The 18226-nt window shown below is 74.1% G+C and carries 16 protein-coding genes and 1 tRNA gene; 1 reads left to right on the top strand and 16 read right to left on the bottom strand.

Going from position 1 to position 18226, the window contains the following annotated elements:
- The 5 genes from AB0L40_RS19125 to AB0L40_RS19105 form a co-directional block, all read right to left on the bottom strand.
- A partial coding sequence (locus tag AB0L40_RS19125) for a hypothetical protein (protein WP_364358127.1) occupies positions 1-277 on the bottom strand: 277 nt, incomplete at its 3' end.
- On the bottom strand, positions 274-819 hold the full coding sequence (locus AB0L40_RS19120) for a sigma-70 family RNA polymerase sigma factor (RefSeq protein ID WP_364358124.1): 546 nt from the start codon (positions 817-819) through the stop codon (positions 274-276). The genes AB0L40_RS19120 and AB0L40_RS19125, both read right to left, overlap by 4 nt.
- Positions 820-874: 55 nt before the next feature.
- The gene (locus tag AB0L40_RS19115; protein ID WP_364358121.1) at positions 875-1768 is read right to left on the bottom strand and encodes a lysophospholipid acyltransferase family protein; all 894 of its coding nucleotides are present in this window, start codon (positions 1766-1768) and stop codon (positions 875-877) included.
- A 94-nt stretch (positions 1769-1862) separates the two neighbouring features.
- Positions 1863-1936 (bottom strand) — tRNA-Thr (locus AB0L40_RS19110).
- A gap of 107 nt (positions 1937-2043) precedes the next feature.
- Positions 2044-3252, bottom strand: a complete 1209-nt coding sequence (locus tag AB0L40_RS19105; protein ID WP_364358118.1) for a hypothetical protein — start codon at positions 3250-3252, stop codon at positions 2044-2046.
- Between the two features lie 193 nt (positions 3253-3445).
- Here AB0L40_RS19105 and AB0L40_RS19100 point away from each other — a divergent pair, with 193 nt between their 5' ends.
- Entirely contained in the window at positions 3446-5341 is a 1896-nt protein-coding gene (locus tag AB0L40_RS19100) for an ABC transporter ATP-binding protein (RefSeq protein WP_364358115.1), read from the top strand.
- A 109-nt stretch (positions 5342-5450) separates the two neighbouring features.
- Here AB0L40_RS19100 and AB0L40_RS19095 read toward each other — a convergent pair whose 3' ends face one another.
- The 11 genes from AB0L40_RS19095 to ispD form a co-directional block, all read right to left on the bottom strand.
- Positions 5451-5888 carry a hypothetical protein gene (locus AB0L40_RS19095; protein ID WP_364358112.1) on the bottom strand — a complete coding sequence of 146 codons (438 nt, stop codon included), beginning with the start codon at positions 5886-5888 and terminating at the stop codon, positions 5451-5453.
- Between the two features lie 71 nt (positions 5889-5959).
- Positions 5960-6622: an RNA polymerase sporulation sigma factor SigH gene (sigH, locus tag AB0L40_RS19090; protein ID WP_364358109.1), complete on the bottom strand. Its 663-nt coding sequence runs from the start codon at positions 6620-6622 to the stop codon at positions 5960-5962.
- Between the two features lie 166 nt (positions 6623-6788).
- Complete coding sequence (rlmB, locus tag AB0L40_RS19085) at positions 6789-7958, bottom strand: 23S rRNA (guanosine(2251)-2'-O)-methyltransferase RlmB (protein ID WP_364358106.1); 1170 nt, start codon at positions 7956-7958, stop codon at positions 6789-6791.
- A 3-nt stretch (positions 7959-7961) separates the two neighbouring features.
- Complete coding sequence (gene cysS, locus AB0L40_RS19080) at positions 7962-9338, bottom strand: cysteine--tRNA ligase (protein ID WP_364358103.1); 1377 nt, start codon at positions 9336-9338, stop codon at positions 7962-7964.
- 206 nt (positions 9339-9544) lie between these two features.
- Positions 9545-11092, bottom strand: a complete 1548-nt coding sequence (locus AB0L40_RS19075) for an NAD(P)/FAD-dependent oxidoreductase (protein ID WP_364358100.1) — start codon at positions 11090-11092, stop codon at positions 9545-9547.
- Positions 11093-11158: 66 nt separating this feature from the next.
- Positions 11159-12817 carry a glycosyltransferase family 39 protein gene (locus AB0L40_RS19070; protein WP_364358097.1) on the bottom strand — a complete coding sequence of 553 codons (1659 nt, stop codon included), beginning with the start codon at positions 12815-12817 and terminating at the stop codon, positions 11159-11161.
- Positions 12814-14343 carry a hypothetical protein gene (locus AB0L40_RS19065; RefSeq protein ID WP_364358094.1) on the bottom strand — a complete coding sequence of 510 codons (1530 nt, stop codon included), beginning with the start codon at positions 14341-14343 and terminating at the stop codon, positions 12814-12816. The genes AB0L40_RS19070 and AB0L40_RS19065 overlap by 4 nt, the downstream gene beginning before the upstream one ends.
- Before the next feature lie 119 nt (positions 14344-14462).
- Positions 14463-14966, bottom strand: a complete 504-nt coding sequence (gene ispF / locus AB0L40_RS19060; protein ID WP_364358091.1) for a 2-C-methyl-D-erythritol 2,4-cyclodiphosphate synthase — start codon at positions 14964-14966, stop codon at positions 14463-14465.
- Entirely contained in the window at positions 14966-15889 is a 924-nt protein-coding gene (locus AB0L40_RS19055; protein WP_364358088.1) for a histidinol-phosphatase, read from the bottom strand. The genes ispF and AB0L40_RS19055 overlap by 1 nt, the downstream gene beginning before the upstream one ends.
- A gap of 35 nt (positions 15890-15924) precedes the next feature.
- Positions 15925-17352: a hypothetical protein gene (locus tag AB0L40_RS19050; protein WP_364358085.1), complete on the bottom strand. Its 1428-nt coding sequence runs from the start codon at positions 17350-17352 to the stop codon at positions 15925-15927.
- Between the two features lie 4 nt (positions 17353-17356).
- Positions 17357-18124: a 2-C-methyl-D-erythritol 4-phosphate cytidylyltransferase gene (gene ispD / locus AB0L40_RS19045; protein WP_364358082.1), complete on the bottom strand. Its 768-nt coding sequence runs from the start codon at positions 18122-18124 to the stop codon at positions 17357-17359.
- Between the last annotated feature and the right edge of the window lie 102 nt (positions 18125-18226).

Here is an 18226-nt window from a genome sequence, read left to right as displayed (position 1 = left end):
CACCGGCGCGACCGCCGCCCGTGCGGCTGCGCTGCTTCCACCGCAGCGCCGCCAGGCCGGTGCCGGCGACGCCCCCGACCGCGACCGCGACCGCCGGGCGGACCCAGTTGCGGGGGTCCTTCATCGCGGCGAGCTCCCAGGACTCGAGCTCGTCCGCGGCCATCTCGGAGAGGTTGCGGAGCGTCGTCTCGACGCGCGTGCCGAGGCGCTCGGGCGGCTCGACGGGCGCCATCGCCTCGCGCAGCAGGGTCTCGATGTCGAGCGCGGAGCGGGTCACGAGGACAGCCCCTGCGTCGGCGTCTCGGCGACGATCCCCTCGAGCTGCTTGATCGAGCGGTGGAGCAGGACCTTCGTGGCCCCGTCCGACCGCCCCATCGCGCGGGCGATCTCCCGGTTGCCCATGCCGAGGGCGAAGCGCATGATCAGGGCCTCACGGCGGTCGTCCGGCAGGTGCTGCACGGCGGCGAGGATGCGGCCCAGCTCGTCGCGCTCCTCCACGAGGTCCTCGGTCGTGTGCGTCGCCCGCAGGATCGTCGTCGACTCGTCGTCGTCGATCGAGGTCTGCGGGCGCCGTGACCGGTCCCGGAAGAGGTTGGCGGCGAGGTTGTGGGCGATGCGGATCAGCCAGGGCCGCAGGGGCCGCCCGTCCGATTCGCGGAGCGCACGCTCGAAGTGCCGGTACGCCTGCAGGAACGTCTGCTCGGTGAGGTCCTCCGCGTCGTGGTGGTTGCCGACCCGGTAATAGGCGAACGAGTAGACGTCGCGGAGGTGGTCCCGGTAGAGCTCGGAGAACCGGTCGTCGAGCTCGGCCTTGTCCACGGGAGCACCTTACCGCCGGTAGGGCGGCGGCAGCGCTCCGCGCCTCGCGTCGTCCTCAGGCGCCGGCCGAGCGGGCCTTCCGGTCGAGGGCCTCGCCGGCGACCGCCGGGAGGGCGAGGGCGGGCTGCAGGCCCTCGGGGGCGAGCTCGGGCCGCAGGTGCGCGGGGTCCACCCCGATGCCCCGCTCCGTGGTGTGCCCGCCGAGGCTGTTCCAGCCGAGCTCGACGCACGGCCAGATCCGGGCCGTCACCGCGTTGGCGAGCTCGCCCGTGGGCTGCTCGACGTGCGGGAAGGTCAGCGGGCGTCCGGCGCGGACGACGACCTTGTGCGGGCGGATCCGCCACTTGGTGCGGATGTGGGTGGTGCCGTGGACGGCGATCGGCACGACCGGGGCGCCGGTCTCCAGCGCCAGGCGGCCGACGCCGCGCTTCGGGCGGCCGAGGCCGCCGGGGCGGGTGCGGGTGCCCTCGGGGAAGATCACGACGCAGTCGCCGCGCTCGAGCACCGCGCGGGCGGTGCTCATGGCGTCGCCGTCCGCGTTGCCCCGGTCGATCGGAAAGGCGCCGAGGCTGTTGAGGAACCAGCGCTGCAGCGGCTTGCGGAAGAGCTCCTTCTTCGCGACGAAGTACAGCGGCCGGCGGCTCATCGCGCCGATCACGAAGGGGTCCAGGAAGCTGCGGTGGTTGGCCGCGAAGATCACGGGACCGGTGGCCGGCACGTGCTCGCGGCCGATCCGCGCCAGGCGGAAGTACACGTGGAAGAACGGCTGGAAGAACGCCCGGACGGTCCAGTACACGAGCGGGTTGACGCCCTTGTCCACCCGCGCGTGGAGCGCGAGCCGCTGGTCGCGGTCCAGGTCCGGCCGCTCGGCCTTGACGGGCAGCGACCGCACCACCGGCAGGAGCTGCTCGGCGGGACGGTCCTCGGGGGCAGGTGACTCGCGATCCATCTGTACTGCAAGACCCCGTGCGGGGCCCGTGGTTACAGCAGTCCGCGCGGGCCGACCCTCGGAGGGTGGCGCACCGGCGCTCTCCGCGACCGCAAGCCCACGGTCAGATTCGAACTGACGACCTTCGCTTTACAAGAGCGCTGCTCTGGCCAACTGAGCTACGCGGGCGAGCCGCCATCGTACCGCCGGCCGGCCGGATCGCGTGGCGGGCCGGTCGCCCGCGGCGCCCGCACCCGGGACGAGCGCCGGCCCGGCGGTGCGGGACCGGGCCCGGTTCAGGCCAGGCTGCCGATCGGCGCGGCCCGGTCCCCGAAGTCCCCGGTGCAGAGGACCCCGAGCTGCCCGACCCCGATGTCGACGACGTCGGCCCGCAGCTCGAGCCGGTCGAGCCGCACGAGCGGGAACCCCCGCCCGCTGCGGATGTCGGCCACCAGCCCGCGGGTGCCGCTCACGAGGGCGCGGATCTGCCCGCGGAGGGCCCGCGCGATCCGCTCCTGGCCGGGCGCGGGCGTCAGCTGCGCGACGCCCCGGCGCACCCGGTCGAGGTTGCGGGCCACGGCCGCGAAGTACGTCGCGGCCGCGGCGGCGGAGCGGACCGGGATCAGGCGCCCGAGCTCCGCCGCGGTCCGCTCGCAACGGCCGGCGATGCGGCGTGCCCCGCGGGCGTCCGCCACGGCGGTCGTGCCGATGTAGCAGGACCCCACGGCCTTCCGGAGGATCCGGGCGACGGGCACCGGCAGCTGCGACACGAGCTCGGTGCGGTCGCCGCCGCGGATCGGCAGCGTGCGCAGCGCGCCGGACAGGCCCGTCCCCGCTCGCCGAGCGCCGGCCCGGAGCCGCCGCGCGCTGCCGCGGACGGCGCGGACGAGGCGCCGGTCGGACGCGGCCAGGACCGCCGGCGGCCGGTCGCGGGCGACCCGCCGGGCGAGGATCTCCAGCGCTCGCGCGCGCAGACCGAGCGCGCGGCGGACGCCGGACGGGGTCGGCGACGGCAGCGGCTGCAGCGCGAGCGTGCGGCCCGCCCGGGTGCACGCCTCGGCGACCCGGGCACGGTGGGCCCACACCGGGTCCGCCGCCAGATCGGCCCGCCAGACGTCGTCCGTGCGCTCGAGCCGGAGGACGCCGGTGTCCCCGCGGCGGATCGTCGCCGCGTCGCCCTCGACGTCGACGTCCCAGTCGGCGGCGGGGACGTCCCGGCCGGCGGTGATCGGTCGCAGGCGCCAGGCGACGTAGGCGACGGCCGCCGCGCACCCCTGCCGCCGCGGCTCGTCGGTGCCGAGGGCGACGAGCTCGACGAGCCGCTCCCGCGAGTCGTCCGTGAGCAGGTCGCAGAGCTCGTCGCCGCGCTCCGCGGGCGGGAGGGCGGCCGCCCGGACCACGGCCTCGGCGCCCCGGATCGCGGCGCGGCGGTCGGCGCCGTCGTCCCCGCCCATGGTGAGCACGGCGGCCGCTCCGCCCGCGACCGCGAGCAGGACGAGGATCACCAGGACCCACCGGGTCCTGCGGGATGGACGGACGGGTCCGGGACGCCACACCCCGCAGAGGGTGGGCGACCCGGGCGCCCGGCGCAAGGGCCAGGACGTCCGTCCGGCCCCGGGGGCCCCGGCCGCGCGCCCGACGTCCGTCCACTCCTACCCCGGGGGTCGGAGATCGGGCCCGCTCGCCTACCCTGGGGCCATGGCCGGCGACCAGTCCCCCGCCCCCGCGACGGCACCGGTGCCCGACGAGCCCGCGGAGGCCGTCCACCCGCTGCGCCGGCTCTGGCGTCGCTCGACCGCGTTCCGACCACGGATCGTCACCGCGGTGGTCTCGACGGTCCTCAACAAGCTGTTCGACATCGCGCCCGAGCTCCTGATCGGCGTCGCGATCGACGTCGTGGTGCGCAAGGACGAGTCCTTCGTCGGACGGATCTTCGACGTGACGGACCGCGAGGACCAGCTGCTGATCCTCGGGGGGATCACCGCCGTCGCGTGGATCCTGGAGTCCACGAGCGACTACGTCGCCGACCGCCTGTGGCGCGGGCTGTCCCAGGACCTCCAGCACGACCTGCGACTCGACGCCTACCGGCACGTGCAGGACCTCGACACCGCCTGGTTCGAGGACCGCGAGTCCGGCCGGCTGCTGACCGTCCTCAACGACGACGTCAACCAGCTCGAGCGGTTCCTCGACGTCGGGGCCAGCAAGATCATCCTGACCGCCACCAACGTCGTCGCGGTCGGCGCGGTCTTCGTCGTGATCTCGCCCATCCTCGCGCTCACGGCGTTCCTGCCGATCCCGGTGATCATCGCGGGCTCCCTGCTGTTCCAGCGGCGGCTCGGGCCGCGGTACGAAGCCGTCCGCGACCACGCCGGCCGGCTCGGCGGCCTGATCGGCGGCAACCTCGGCGGCATCGCGACGATCAAGGCCTTCGGCGCCGAGGAGCGCGAGGCGGCCCGCGTCGCGACGGCGTCCGCCGACTACGCCGCCGCGAACCGGCGCGCGATCGCCTACAGCGCCGCCTTCGTCCCGCTGATCCGGATGGCGATCCTCGTCGGCTTCATCCTCACGCTCGTCCTCGGCGGCCGCGCCGCGCTGGACGGGTCGCTCGAGATCGGGCTCTACTCCGTCCTCGTGTTCATGACCCAGCGCCTGCTGTGGCCGCTGACGGAGCTCGGCGAGACCCTCGACCTGTACCAGCGCGGCGTCGCGTCGATCCGCCGGATCCTCGACCTCCTGGACACGCCGATCAGCATCCGCCCCGGCACCCGGGAGCTCCCGGCGACCGAGGGCGTGACGCCGCTGCCGGTGCGCTTCTCGGACGTCCGCTTCTCGTACGGCGCCCGGCCGGACGCCCCGACCGACGACGCCGACCGCATCCCGGTGCTCAAGGGCCTCGACCTCGACGTGCCCGCCGGGGAGACCCACGCGATCGTCGGCGCGACCGGCGCCGGCAAGTCGACGGTCGTCAAGCTCCTGCTCCGGCTCTACGACCCCGACTCCGGGGCGCTCGAGGTCGGCGGGATCCCGGCGGACGAGCTCTCCTTCCCGGCCCTGCGCGGGGCCGTCGGGTACGTCGGGCAGGACACCTTCCTGTTCGACGGCACCGTGGCGGACAACCTCCGCTACGGCGCGCCGGACGCCGACCTCGACCAGCTGCGCCGGGCCGCCGAGCTCGCCGAGGCCGACGACTTCGTCAGCGCCCTCCCCCACGGCTACGACACGCCCGTCGGCGAGCGCGGCATCAAGCTCTCCGGCGGCCAGCGCCAGCGGCTGACGATCGCCCGGGCGCTCGTCCGGGACCCGGCGATCCTCGTCCTCGACGAGGCGACCAGCGCCGTCGACAACGAGACCGAGGCCGCGATCCAGCGCTCGCTGCTGCGGGTCGCGCGCGACCGCACGACGATCGTGATCGCGCACCGCCTGTCGACGATCCGCCAGGCGGACCGGATCCACGTGATGGACGCCGGCCGGGTGGCCGAGGCCGGCACGCACGAGGAGCTCGTCGCGCTCGGCGGCCGCTACGCCGCGCTCTGGTCGGTCCAGACGGGCGAGGTCGCCGAGGGGCTGATCGGCCGCCCCGGCTCCGGCGCGTAGCGGCGTCCGCCCGGGGCACCGTCCCGGGCGCCCGTTGCCAGCGCACGCCGCTTCCCGGACGGTGGAGCCGGGGGTGCGCCGGCGAGGGGAGCGCCGGGCGGGCGGCGGCTCAGACCGCGGTCCAGGCGCCGTCCGCGGCGCGGCCCAGGACGATCTCGTGGGTGCGCTCGCCGTCGGCGACGGTGAACGTCGCGCGGTCGTTCGCGACGCCCGGCTGGTCGTCGACGGAGACGAGGCTCAGGCCGACGGCCGAGGGGTCGCTGATGCCGAGCGAGCGGGCGGCCTCCAGGGCCGCCGAGCGGAGCACCGCCGGGTCCCAGCCCTCGTCCGCGGCGTGCGCGGCGGCGAGGGCCGAGTTGGCGGCGCGGATGCGCTCGTCGGTCAGCGCGCGCTGCGAGTCGTCGCGCCGGCGACCGGCCACCCAGCCCGTGAGGGCGAGCAGGCCGATCACCACGACGACGATCAGGAGCACCACCCCCACCACCGACACGGCCAGTGGCACGTGGCCGGTCGGGTCGAGGAGGGCGGTGGACAGCGCAGCCGGCATGGCGCGCATGGTAGACGGCGCGCGCCATGACGTGGCGCGTCAACGCTCGATGCGAGCGCCGCGCGCCCCCGCTAGGCGACGACGCGGAGCGGCACGCGCTCGCGCTCGCGGAGGAAGTCGCCGATCTTGCGCTTGACGCGCTGGAGGGCGTTGTCCACCCGCTTGGTGTCGGAGCCGAGGCGCTCGGCGATCTCCTCGTACGAGCGGCCGCGCAGGTACAGCGCGAGCACCCGCGACTCGAGGTCCGAGAGCAACTCCGGGACGGAGGAGACCAGCGCGCGCAGCTCGTCGCGGTCCACCGCGAGGCGAGCCGGGTCGTGCTTCTGCGGGCCGGCGATGACGTCGTGCATCGTCGACTCCCCCTCGGACGCGCCTGGGGGCGGCGACGACAACGACACCGCGTCGTTGAGCAGCTTGGCCTTGTGGCGGTTGTCCGCCTTGATCGCCGTGATCATCCGGCGGGTGATGCAGAGCTCCGCGAAGTTGCGGAAGCTCGACTCCCGGTCCGTCCGGAAATCGCGGATCGCCTCGTACAGGCCCATGAGCCCGTACTGGATGAGGTCGTCGCGGTCGCCGCCGCTCAGGAAGAAGGAACTCGCCTTCATCCGGACGAATCCCTGGTACCGCTTGATCAAGCGGGTCGTTGCTTCCTCGTCGCCGCGCTTCGCACGGGCGATGAGAAACCCATCCTCAACCTGACGTTGAGCGTTAGGGCTGGTCTTGAGATGTGCCACGAGATGCCTTTCCGACCGCCTCCACGCGGTCTTGAAGCCTCGTAACGCGCGCCTCCCACGGCGCTAAGAGCTGACTTGGTCCTGCTGTCCTCGTCGTGATCGGCTTCCCCGAGGGCCCGGTCTAGACCTGAGGTCGACGGTCACGACGCGGTGACTGTGACAGAAGTTATGTCCCCGTGTCAACCCGATCGCGCTGTTGCAAGATCGCGTACAGGAGGGCGGCGCTCGCGGCCCCCACGTTGAGGCTGTCGAGACGCCCGCGAAGGGGCAGCGCGACGAGGGCGTCGCAGGTCGAGGCGACTCGAGGCCTGAGGCCCGTCCCCTCGGCCCCCATCACGAGCACCATGCCGCCCGTGTAGTCGGGCTGCGTGTAGCCGATGGCGCCGGCCTCGCGGCCCGCCGCGCCGTAGACCCACGCGCCGCCGGCCTTGGCCTCGGCCAGCGCGTCGGCCAGGTTGCGCGCCTGGACCACCTTGAGGTGCTCCGTGGCGCCCGCGGAGGCCTTCACGGCAGCCGGGGTCACCTCGGCCGCCCGATGGCGGCAGATGATCATCCCGGTGGCCCCGACGCACTCCGCGGTCCGCGCGATCGCGCCGAGGTTCTGCGGGTCCTGCACCTCGTCGAGGGCGACGATCAGCGGGGACGGGACGGCGAGCAGCTCGGAGAGCTCGACGTACGGGTACGGGTCGACCGCGGCGACGACGCCCTGGTGGTCCGGCGAACCGGCCAGGGCCGTCAGCGCGTCCGTCTCGGCGAGCCGGACGTCCTCGCCCTCGAGCCACTCCTCGGCGCTCGCCGTCGCGGTCGTCGCCCAGATCGCGCGGACCGTCCGGCGCTCGGCGCGGAGCGTCTCGTGGACCGCGTTGCGGCCGTAGAGCAGCTGGCCCTCGAGCGGCATGTCGCGGGGCAGCGGCGGCGCCTGGGCTCCGGGCCGGTCGTCGCGGCGCGGGCCGCGGTCGTCCGGCGCCGGACGGCCACCCGGGCCGCCCTTCGGCGGACGCCCGCCGGGCTTGCCGCCCGGGCCGCGGCGCTTGGCCGGCGCGGGCGCGTCGCCCCGCGCCACCGCGGACGGCGACGGGATCTTCCCGGCCTTGCGGGCCTTCCAGTAGTCGGGACCGCGCTGGTCGCCCCAGTAGCCATCCCCCCGCGGATCGGGCGCGCCGGGGGCCGGCGGCTTGTTGCCCTTCTTGCCGGCCTCGGCCCGGCGCGCGTCACGCGCGGCCTTTCCGCCCTTCAGGTTGGCGGCGCGGCGGGCGTCGCGCGACTCGGCGCCCGACCCCTTGCCGGCCGGCCGGTCGCCGCGGGATCCCCCGCCGCCCTTCGGCTTCGGTGCCATGGGTCAGTCCTCCATCGGAATCAGTTCGGCGCCCGAGGCGCCGTCGCGGACGGTCCAGCCGTCCGCCGCCAGAGCGTCGCGGATCTCGTCCGCGCGCGCCCAGTCCTTCGCCGCCCGGGCCTCGTCGCGCTCGCGCAGGAGCGCGAGCGCGGCGTCGCCGGGGCCGTCGTCGCCGTCGGCCGCGTCCAGCAGGCGCTCGAGCCCGAGGACGCCGAGCATGGCGCGCAGCTGGGCGTCGCCGACGTCGTCGCCGGACGCCGCCCGGCGGTTGGCCTCGCGCACCCAGGTCCAGAGGTGGCCCAGGGCCCGCGCGGTGTTGAAGTCGTCGGCCAGGGCGTCGAAGAAGGCGTCGTGCTCGGGCTGCAGGTCCGCGGGCGAGTCGCCGGGCCGCAGGACGCGGCCGGCCTCGCGCAGGCGGCGCACGCCGGCCCGGGCCTGCTCGATCGAGTCGTCGGCCCAGTTCAGCGGCTGGCGGTAGTGCGCCGACGCGAAGAGCAGCACGAGGGCGTCGCGGCCCACCTCGTCGATCGCCTCGGCCAGCGGCGTGATGTTGCCCACCGACTTCGACATCTTCGCGCCACGCAGCTCGATCATGCCCGTGTGCATCCAGACCTGCGCGAGCTCGTGGTCGCGGGCGCAGCGCGTCTGCGCGGCCTCGTTCTCGTGGTGCGGGAAGACGAGGTCGTTGCCGCCGCCGTGGATCTCGAAGCCGACGCCGAGCGCCTCCTCCGCCATCGCGGAGCACTCGATGTGCCAGCCGGGCCGGCCGCGGCCCCACGGGCTGTCCCAGGCGGTGTCCTCGCCGGGCTTCGTGGCCTTCCAGAGGGCGAAGTCCAGCGGGTCCTGCTTGCGTTGCAGCCCGACCGGATCGTCGCCCTCCCCCTGGTCCATCTGGTCGACGTCGCGGCGCGACAGCGAGCCGTAGCGCGCGTCGGCGCGGACGCGGAAGTAGACGTCACCCTCGGCCTCGTAGGCCGCGTCGCGGGCGACGAGGTCCTCGATCAGGGCGATGATCCCGGGCATCGAGGTCGTCGCCAGCGGCTCGAGGTCCGGGCGGCCGAGCTCCAGCCGGTCGGTGTCCGCCCGGTAGTGGGCGCCCATCTCCTCGGCCAGCGCGGTGGACGGGATCCCCTGCCGCACGGCCGCGGCGTAGATCTTGTCGTTGACGTCCGTGAGGTTGGCCACGAGCGTGACGTCGTAGCCCTCGCGGACGAGGAAGCGCTTCAGCAGCGCGAAGACGACGAACGGGCGGGCGTTGCCGACGTGGATCCGGTTGTAGACGGTCGGGCCGCACGCGTAGATGCCGACCGCGCCGGGCACGCGCGGGCGGAGCTCCTGGAGCTCCCCGCGGGCGGTGTCGTGGATCCTGATCGTGCGCACGACCGCCCAGGGTATCCGCCCCCGGCCGTGCCCACATCCGCGGTACCCGGGGAGCGACAGGGCTCCGCGGGTCCGGGCCCGTCCGCCGTGGCGCTCCCCGGCCCGGCCGCCGGCGACGGGTCGGGGAACGACGACGGCCGCCCCGGAAGGCGGCCGTCGAGGACCTCGGCGCGGCGCCGGCTGCGGAGCCGGCGCCCGTCGCCGGACTACTTGCCGGAGACGCCCTCGCCGGTCTTGATGGCGACGTCGTCGTGCAGGCCGACCTCGCCCGACGGGGTCTTGCCCGCCTGGTACGGGTAGGGAGACTGCTTCGTCTCGCCCTCCTCGAGGTACTCGTCCTCGGCGTTGACCTCCCAGAGGTCGTGCTGCTCGCCGTAGAGGTTGTCGACCGCGCGCATCGACGTGAGCATCGAGTGGTCGGAGTTGTTGTAGCGGTGCAGCCCGTTGCGGCCGACCTGCTGGAGGTTCTCCACCGAGGAGACCCAGCGCTTGATGATCTGGACGTTCTCGGCGTAGCCGTCGACGTAGTCCGGGTAGGCCTTCGGGACGCGCACGACGTAGCCCTTGACGACCTGGCCGGGCTTCGACAGCCCGATCTCCTGGAGCTCCTTCGTGGCGAGCGCGACGAGCTCCTCGTCGGACGACGTCCAGAGGTCGTCGCCCTCGAAGCAGAAGTACTCCATGCCGACGCAGGCCTTGGTCTCGTCCGGGACCATCCAGGGGCTCCACGAGCGGAAGTTCTGGACGCGACCGACGATGACGCCCGGCTCGTGGATGTAGATCCAGTTGTCCGGGAAGGGGTCCTCGCCGTCGAGGATCAGCGAGACCGTGAGGAAGTCGCGGTAGCGCAGGCCCTCGGCCGCGGCCAAGACCTCGGCCGGGGCGCCCTCGGTCATCCGCAGCAGGTTGCGCAGCGGCAGCGAGGAGACGACGTTGCCGAAGTCGGTGATCGTCTCGCCGTTCACCGTGATCTCGGTGATGCGGTCGCCCTCGACCTTCATCCGCTCGATCGGGGACTCCATCTCGATGGAGCCGCCGCGCTCCTCGATGGCGTTGGTCATCTTCTCCCACATCTGCCCCGGGCCGTAGCGGGGGTAGTCGAACTCCGTGATCAGCGTCTTGATGTCGCCGGTCTTGGAGGGGAAGAAGGCGTCCTTGGCCGCCGTCATGAAGGAGAGGCCCTTGATGCGCTGGGCGGCCCAGTCAGCCGTCATCTCGCTCGCGGGGCGACCCCAGACCTTCTCGGTGTAGGTCTTGAAGAAGTGCTCGTACAGGCGCTTGCCGAAGCGGGCGGAGACCCACTCCTCGAGCGAGGCCTCGGGCTTGCGGCGGAACGGCTTCTTGACGAGCGCCCAGAGGTACGACAGGCCGGAGCGCGTCAGCTCGACCGGGCCGAGCTTCTTGATGACGTCCATGCCGTTGAGCGGGTAGTCCAGGAACTTGCCGTTCCAGAAGATGCGCGACATCCGGGGGCGGCGGAGGAACTCGTCGCCCATGATCTCGTACCAGAGGTCCTCGACCTCGCGGACCTTGGTGAAGAAGCGGTGGCCGCCGAGGTCGAAGCGATAGCCGTCGCGCACGACGGTCATCGCGATGCCGCCGACCTGGTCCGCGGCCTCGTACACGACGACGTCAGCATCGCGCTTGGCGAGGAGGTAGCCGGCCGTCAGGCCGGCCGGGCCACCGCCGATCACCATGGTGCGCCCCTCGGGCGCGGTGGGGGTGTGCGAAGGCGATGTGGTGCCGTCGTGCATCGGGACTCCTAGGGTCGGGGTGCGTTCAGCATGGTCAAAGACCACTACCCGCAACCCAGGGAAAGGTCACGGCCGAACGGTGAAGAGTACGCCAAAGTCGCCCGCACCCGGTCCGATCACCGGGCGCCTACCCACCATCCGGAGTCGCGGGTCGGCCTGGAGCAGCGCCTTCCAGGCCCGCGTGCGGTCGGCGACGAGCCGGGTCCAGGGGCCCGTCCAGTTGCCGCGCGAGATGACGGGGAGGACCAGCAGGATCGAGGATCCCGGCCTCTGGGCGCGGATCAGGCGGTCGGCGACGACCCACGGCTCGGCGGCCTGGAGCCGGTCCAGGCCGTGGCGCCAGTCGAACAGCCGGACGTCCTCCTGGCGGCCGATCGACGTCGCGTAGCGCAGGCCCTGGGCGGCGCCGTGGTGGCGCAGCCCGTAGGCGATCACCGGCAGCTGCTCGGGATGGACGCTGATGACGAGGTCGCCGGGCTTCAGCTCGGGCGCGGTCGCCTTGACCATCGCCTCGGGCGTCGCCTTGTTGTTCAGGCGCGTGCCCTGGGTGCTCGTCCCCCAGGCGACGAGGAGGATGAGGAGCACCACGAGCGGCGCGCGCCCGGCGCGCGTCAGGAGGATCCCGCCGAGCAGCACCGCGGGGCCGATCAGGACGCCCATGTAGCGGCTCGCCCAGGCGGGGCTGATCAGCGAGGCGACCCACGCGAAGATCAGCGTCGTGAGGAACATGACGCCGAGGACGATCGCGTGGTGCAGCAGCGTGCCGGCCTCCTCGGGACCGGCGACGTTCGGGCCCGTCGTGCGCTTGCGGAACGCGCCGACGAGCACGCTCGCGCCGAAGATCCCGGCGCAGAGGAAGATCGCGGCGGGGACGCTCGGCTGGGCGATCGACGCGGCGCCCTCGACGGCCATCTCGAAGGTCGGTCGCAGCGACCACGGGGCCCCGGTCTCGCGCGCCTGCTTGGCGAGGATCGGGATCCACGGGGCCCAGGCGATCGCGGCGGCGAGGTGGACGAGGAAGCCGATCCGGATCACGCGGATCCGGGCGGCCCGGCTCGGCTGCAGCAGCGCGCGCGTGCCGACGGCCAGGACGCTGCCGCCGACGAGGAAGACGCCCCAGGTGTGCGTGTAGAGCAGGACGATCAGGACGACCGCCAGCCCGACCTGCACGCGGCGGGCGCGCTCGTCGAAGAGCCGCAGGTGGAGCCCGGCGACGAGCACCGACAGGAGCGCCACCAGCGAGTACATCCGGGTCTCCTGCCCGAAGTACGTCAGGTAGGGCAGCGTGGCGGCCACGGCGGTCGCCCCCAGGGCGACCTTCCGTCCGAGCGCCGGCGTGGTCAGCAGGTACGCCGCGGGAACCGTCAGGAGCGACGAGAGCGTCGAGAGGGTGTGCGCCGCGGCGACCGAGTCGCCGAAGAGCTGCAGCCAGACGTGGAGCAGCAGGTAGTAGACCGGCGGGTTGCCGTCCAGCCGCAGCGCCGAGGGGATCTCGGTGAACGGGAAGTGCGCGACGCCGACGCTGATGCCCTCGTCGATCCAGAACGGCGCCTCGAGGTTGCGCGTCCGCAGGTACGCGGACCAGAGGAACAGCAGGAGGACCGTGACGGGCGCGCCGCGGCCGACGAGCCAGGCGGCCAGGCGCAGCGGCGCGCGGGACGCGCCGGGGGACGCCGGGGCGACCGGCGCGTCGCGGGTCCCGGCGTCGGGGGCGGTGGTGCTCATCGCGTCGATCCTCCGGCCGCGGCGCAGTCCGCCGCCTCGATCTGCCAGTACGGGGTGCGCACGAGCTCGGGCATGCTGGGCACCCGGGTGACGGCGGGGCTCAGCGGCGCGTCCTTGCGGATCTTCAGGCGCAGGACGACCTTCGGGCCCGGGCCGGTCGCGTTCTGGATGTCGACCGCGTGCTCGCCCAGGGCCCAGGCCACCTGCGGCACCATGATGTTCAGGGTGCCGACCGGCCCGCAGGCCTTCAGGCGGTCCGGCCCGCCGGCCCGGTCGATCGCGCGGTTGAGGTCGTCGACCAGCCGGCCCTCGTAGACCTCGCGGCGGACCTGGCCGGGCATCTGCTGGATCGCCGTCACGGCGATGCCCGCGAAGGCCAGGGCGGCCAGGGCGACGTGCGCGGGCCGCGGCAGGGACCGCAGGACGAGGCCGACCGCGCCGGCCGCGGCCACGATCAGCAGCGCGGCGGGCTGGATCAGGTAGCGCTCGTTGCCGGAGTACCCGCGCTCGGTCATGACCGCCACGAGCGCGAGCCAGGCGAGGCCGAGGATCGCGAGGCCGGCCACGACGGCCCACGGGCCGATCACGCGGGGCGACGCGGCGGCGGCCACCGGGGCGGACCCGGTGGCCGGGGCGCCGGCACCGTTCGGGGCCGGCCCGGCGGACGCGGTCTCCCCGTCCACCGGGTCGACGGCGGCGGCCCCGGTCGCGGGGGTGGCGCGGCCGCGGCGGGCGACGGCGAGCCCGGCGCCGACCACGACCGCCGCGGCGACCGCGACCCACGTCACCGTCGGGAGCATGTCCCAGAAGTTCCGCACGATCGTCCACCACGGGTGGGCGGTCAGCGACGCCGAGCCCGGGTCCGGGTTCTGGGCGCGCGTCGAGGCGCGCCAGTAGTCCCCGGAGCCCCACTTCTCGGGCAGGAGCCACGCCGGGGGCAGGACGCAGAGGGCGGCGAGGACGGCGGTCCGGCCGCGCAGGTCCGATCGCCATGCGACCCAGGCGGCGTAGATCAGCAGGAACGGCCAGGCCTCCGGGCGCAGCAGCGCGGCGGCGATCCAGCACGCCATCGCGACGCCGCGGCGCCGGTCGAGCTCGGCCAGGACGGCGCCGAGCACGAACATGACGAGCAGGCCCTCGCTGTTGGCGAACCAGCCGTGCTTGAAGAACCACGGGGCCAGGAGCAGCGGCGCGGCCCCGAGCAGGCCGGCGGTCGTGCCCGCGATCCGGCGCCCGAGCAGGAACGCGGCCGCGACGCCCGCCAGCGCGCCGGCGCGGGCCACCACGATCCAGATGTCCGGGGCGATGTCGCCGAACAGCGCGGCGATCGACGTCACGACGACGGGGAGGGGCTTCCACGACGGACCGGAGATGGTGTTCAGGTCGCCGTGAACCACCTCGCGCCCCCAGATGATCCAGGCCCACGGATCGTAGGTCGCCGTCGACGGCGCCAGGAGGGAGAGCAGGGCCAGCACCAGGATGGTGACGGCGCCGATGATCACGGGCGTGCGTGCAGAAGCGCCCATGCGGGCTGCATCGTATCCGCGGGGCGGCCCGGCGGAGCCGTCCCGTGCCGCGGCCCCGTCGCGGAGGGCGGGCGGCGGGGGACCTGCGGGTTGCGGGTCCGACGGCGGCGCGGACGCGCTCACGAAGCGCGGACGATCGTCGCGACCGCCTGGGCGACGGCGCCCTCGCCGCGGCCGACGGCGTCGAGCCGCTCGGCCGTCGTGGCCTTGACGTTCACCCGGCCGACGTCGATCCCGGCGGCCGCGGCCAGCCGCGCCGCCATCTCCGCCTTGTGCGGCTTGAGCTTCGGCCGCTCGAGGATGACGGTGGCGTCGATCGACGTCGTCGTCCAGCCCGCGCCGGCGACGAGGCCCGCGACGTGCTCCAGCAGCGCGATCGAGTCGGCCCCGCGCCAGCGCTCGTCGGTGTCGGGGAAGTGCTCGCCGATGTCGCCCATCGCGGCGGCGCCGAGGAGCGCGTCGATGACCGCGTGGGTCAGGACGTCCGCGTCGCTGTGGCCGTCGAGGCCGAGCTCGCTCTCGATCCGCACGCCGCCGAGGATCAGCGGTCGCCCGCCCTCCCCGCCGGGCACGAGCCGGTGGCTGTCCCAGCCCAGACCCGTCCGGACGTCCGTGATCGCCATCAGCCCGGCCGGCCGGTCGACGGGTCGATCGCCGGCGGGGGCGTGTTCCCGTGCCGGTGCGCGACCTCGCGGTCGGCCGCCTCGATCGGGATCGACCGGGGCGTGCGGCGGTCGAACGTCGTCAGCTCCGTGATCCCGACCTCGTGCAGCAGCTCCAGGGCCTCCGCGTAGCCGTAGCCGAGGTGGTCGGGGGTGTGGGCGTCGCTGGAGAGCGCGACGGGGTTGCCGGCGTCGGCGACCATCTCGAGGAACGCCTTGGCGGGGTAGAGCTCGCCGACGGGCTTGCGCAGTCCGGCGGTCGAGACCTCGACGACGATGCCGCTCTCGGCGATCGCCTCGATCGCGGGCTCGTAGAAGAAGCGCGGGTCCCGCTCGGGGGTCGGGCGCGCGGGGCCCCAGACCTTCACGAGGTCCGGGTGGGCGAGGATGTCGTAGAGGCCGCTGCGCGCGCACTCGGCGAGCGTGTCGAAGTACCGCTGCCAGACGTCGTCGGCGCTCCGCGCGCCGTCCCAGACGTCCCAGTTGGTGCCGGTCTCCGAGTACTCGGCGTCGACCCCGCGGTCGCGCAGGAAGTGGACCGAGCCGATCACGTAGTCCCAGTCGCGGGCCTCGAGCAGCTCCGCCAGGCGGTTCTCGCGGCCGGGGACGAAGTCCGCCTCGATCCCGAGCTTGAGGTCGGTCTCCTCGCGGACGAACTGGCAGTAGGCGTCGAGGTCGTCGCGCGCCGAGAATCTCCAGAACGGGTGGTCCCAGACGTCGAGCGCCTGCTCGAACCGGTGGATGTGCTCCGACGCGCCGAGCTCCGTCACGCCCCGAGCCGTCGCCGCGCGCCGGTAGGCCTCGCCGTTCTTCGCCGTGAAGTACTGCTCGGGCGTCGACGGGTGGGCGTCCGGACGAAGGTGCACGTGGAGATCGCTCAGCACGGGGCGGGATTCTTTCGCACCGCGGGAAGGCGTGATCAGCGCCATTCCAGGAACGGGGACCCTGGTGTCGGGATACCGACGACCTTGCCCGAGAGGAGCCCGACGAACGCGGAGCCGAAGGAGGGTGCCGAGGACAGATGAATACGAGCGTTCGGAACGGGATTCCCGCCCGCGCTGACGTCGACGTCAGCGGGCGGACAGTCCTGGTCGACGTCGAACGCCGGTCCTCCCCCAGCCGAGCCGTACACGGAGAACCGCAGCCCGACAGCTCTCGGCCGGTCTTTCGACGAGCCGATCAGAAGAAGCGCGTCGCTGTGCGCCAGGCACCGAGGCATTCCAGCGCGCACCACGGCGCTTGGCTTGGAGATCGTCCAGAGGTCCCACGTCGACGAATATGAGATCGGGGCGGCCGCGAGCGGGGTCGCGACGGCGACGGCCAGGAGCACGGAAGACGGCCGAAGCCAGACACCGAGGCTGGTCCACCGCGGCTCGTTGTCCGCCGCCCGACGCGACACCCCCCGCATCGCGATCGCCACACCGGGGCCGAGCAGTACCGCGACCGGAGCCAACGGAAAGAAGGCCATGGCGGCCCCGACGAGCACCAGGAGGAGGGACCCGAACCACTTGGTCAGCAGCCTGAGGTCACCGTCCGGGCCACACCGAGTCCAGCAGTTCACGACCTTCTGACTCGCAGTCCCCCAGCCGCGCCGTGCGATTCCGCTGACCCTCTCGTCCCGTCGTCTCCCGAATCCGAGCAAGCGGGTGGCGCAACGGCGACGAAAGCGAGGACGGCGGAGCGCGACGAGGACTCGACAGGACACTCGCTTGTCGGACAGAACGGCCTCGCCGAAGCCCCGCACCACGAACACGTGAGTAAACGCTGACGCGATCGCAACGATGACCACGACAAGTGCTCCGATGAAGATCATCGTTCCATCGGCACCTCTGACCGCCGCGTACACGCCAGATGTGGCCGCCGCGCTGCCGCACAGTCCGATCGCGGCTCTTCGAACACCGGGGCCCTCGACACCGCGACGATTGCGGAAACCCCAGAAGGCCAACGACACAAAGACCGCCCAGGCGGCGACGGATACGACGAATCCGAGGGTCGTCGTCCCACCGTCGGCCCAAGGGGCCGACCCGCCGAGCTGCGCGCCCGAGAGGCCCACCCCGAACGCGGTGAGCACGTCGATCGCACGTCCGGGGCGAGCCGTGGCCCTGCCTGCCGGCAGCTCGCGCGCGATGACGATCACGGGCAGGATCACGACGGCGACCAGGCACGCTCGCGCCGCCTCGTACGCGGCATCGGTGACGGCCATCGTCCCGAGAAGCGACGGCACCGGTATCCCGAGCCAGCTCGCCCGGAGGGCTCCCACGGCGAAGCCGGCGATGAGCAGCCCGGGGACCAGCCCGAGCGCGCTGGACATCGCGGTCCAGCGAATCCGCGGCTCGTCCGGCGACATCGGCCTACGCCACGCCCGGTGGGCGCTGCGCGGCCAACAGCAGCCCGGCGAGGTGGAGGTCCTCCGGCACGGTGACCTTCAGGTTGTGGCGCGGGGCGGGCACGAGGCGGACGTCGCCGCCCGCGGCCTCGACCAGCGACGCGTCGTCCGTGGCGGTCGCCAGCTCGGCGTCGGGCCGGTCCATCGCGGCGGCCAGGGCGTCGCGGCGGAAGACCTGCGGCGTCTGGATCGCCCACAGCCGCGAGCGGTCGATCGTCCGGCCGACGCGCGGCAGGCCGACGGCGTCGCCGGGCTCCGGCGCGGCGCCGTGCGGGGCGCGCGACTCCTTGACGGTGTCGGTCATCGCGGCCGCGGCGATCGCGGCGTCCGCGCCCGACGCGACGCCCAGCAGGCAGTCGCGCACGAGCTGGGCGGTGACCAGCGGGCGGGCGCCGTCGTGGACGAGCACCGGCTCCTGCGGGGGGCCGTCGCCCGCGGCCCGCAGCCCGGCGCGGACCGAGTGCGAGCGCTCCGCGCCGCCGGGGACCGACGTCACGCGGCGGCCGTCGGGGCCGTCCCACGCGCCCGCGGGCAGCCCCCAGTCCGCGGGGTCGTCCGGCAGCCCCTCGCCGGCGGGCAGGACGACCACGATCCGCCGCAGCGGGGCGACGGAGACGAGGACCTCGAGCGACCACGCCACGAGCGGGCGGCCGAGCAGCGGGACCAGCGCCTTGGGCAGGTGGTGCCCCAGGCGGGTGCCGGCGCCACCGGCGACGACGACGGCTACCGCCACCGGGGGCTCCCGGGACGGCGCACGTCGTGGGCGTCGTCGCGGCCGCGCGTGGGGGGGGGGCGGGGGGGCCCCCGGGGCCCGGCCCCCCCCGCCCCCCCCCGG

It is taken from the genome of Patulibacter sp. NPDC049589 (assembly GCF_040675535.1).
Lineage (GTDB): Bacteria > Actinomycetota > Thermoleophilia > Solirubrobacterales > Solirubrobacteraceae > Patulibacter.
Note: the sequence above shows the minus strand (reverse complement) of the source record. Positions and strands in the feature narration are given on the sequence as shown.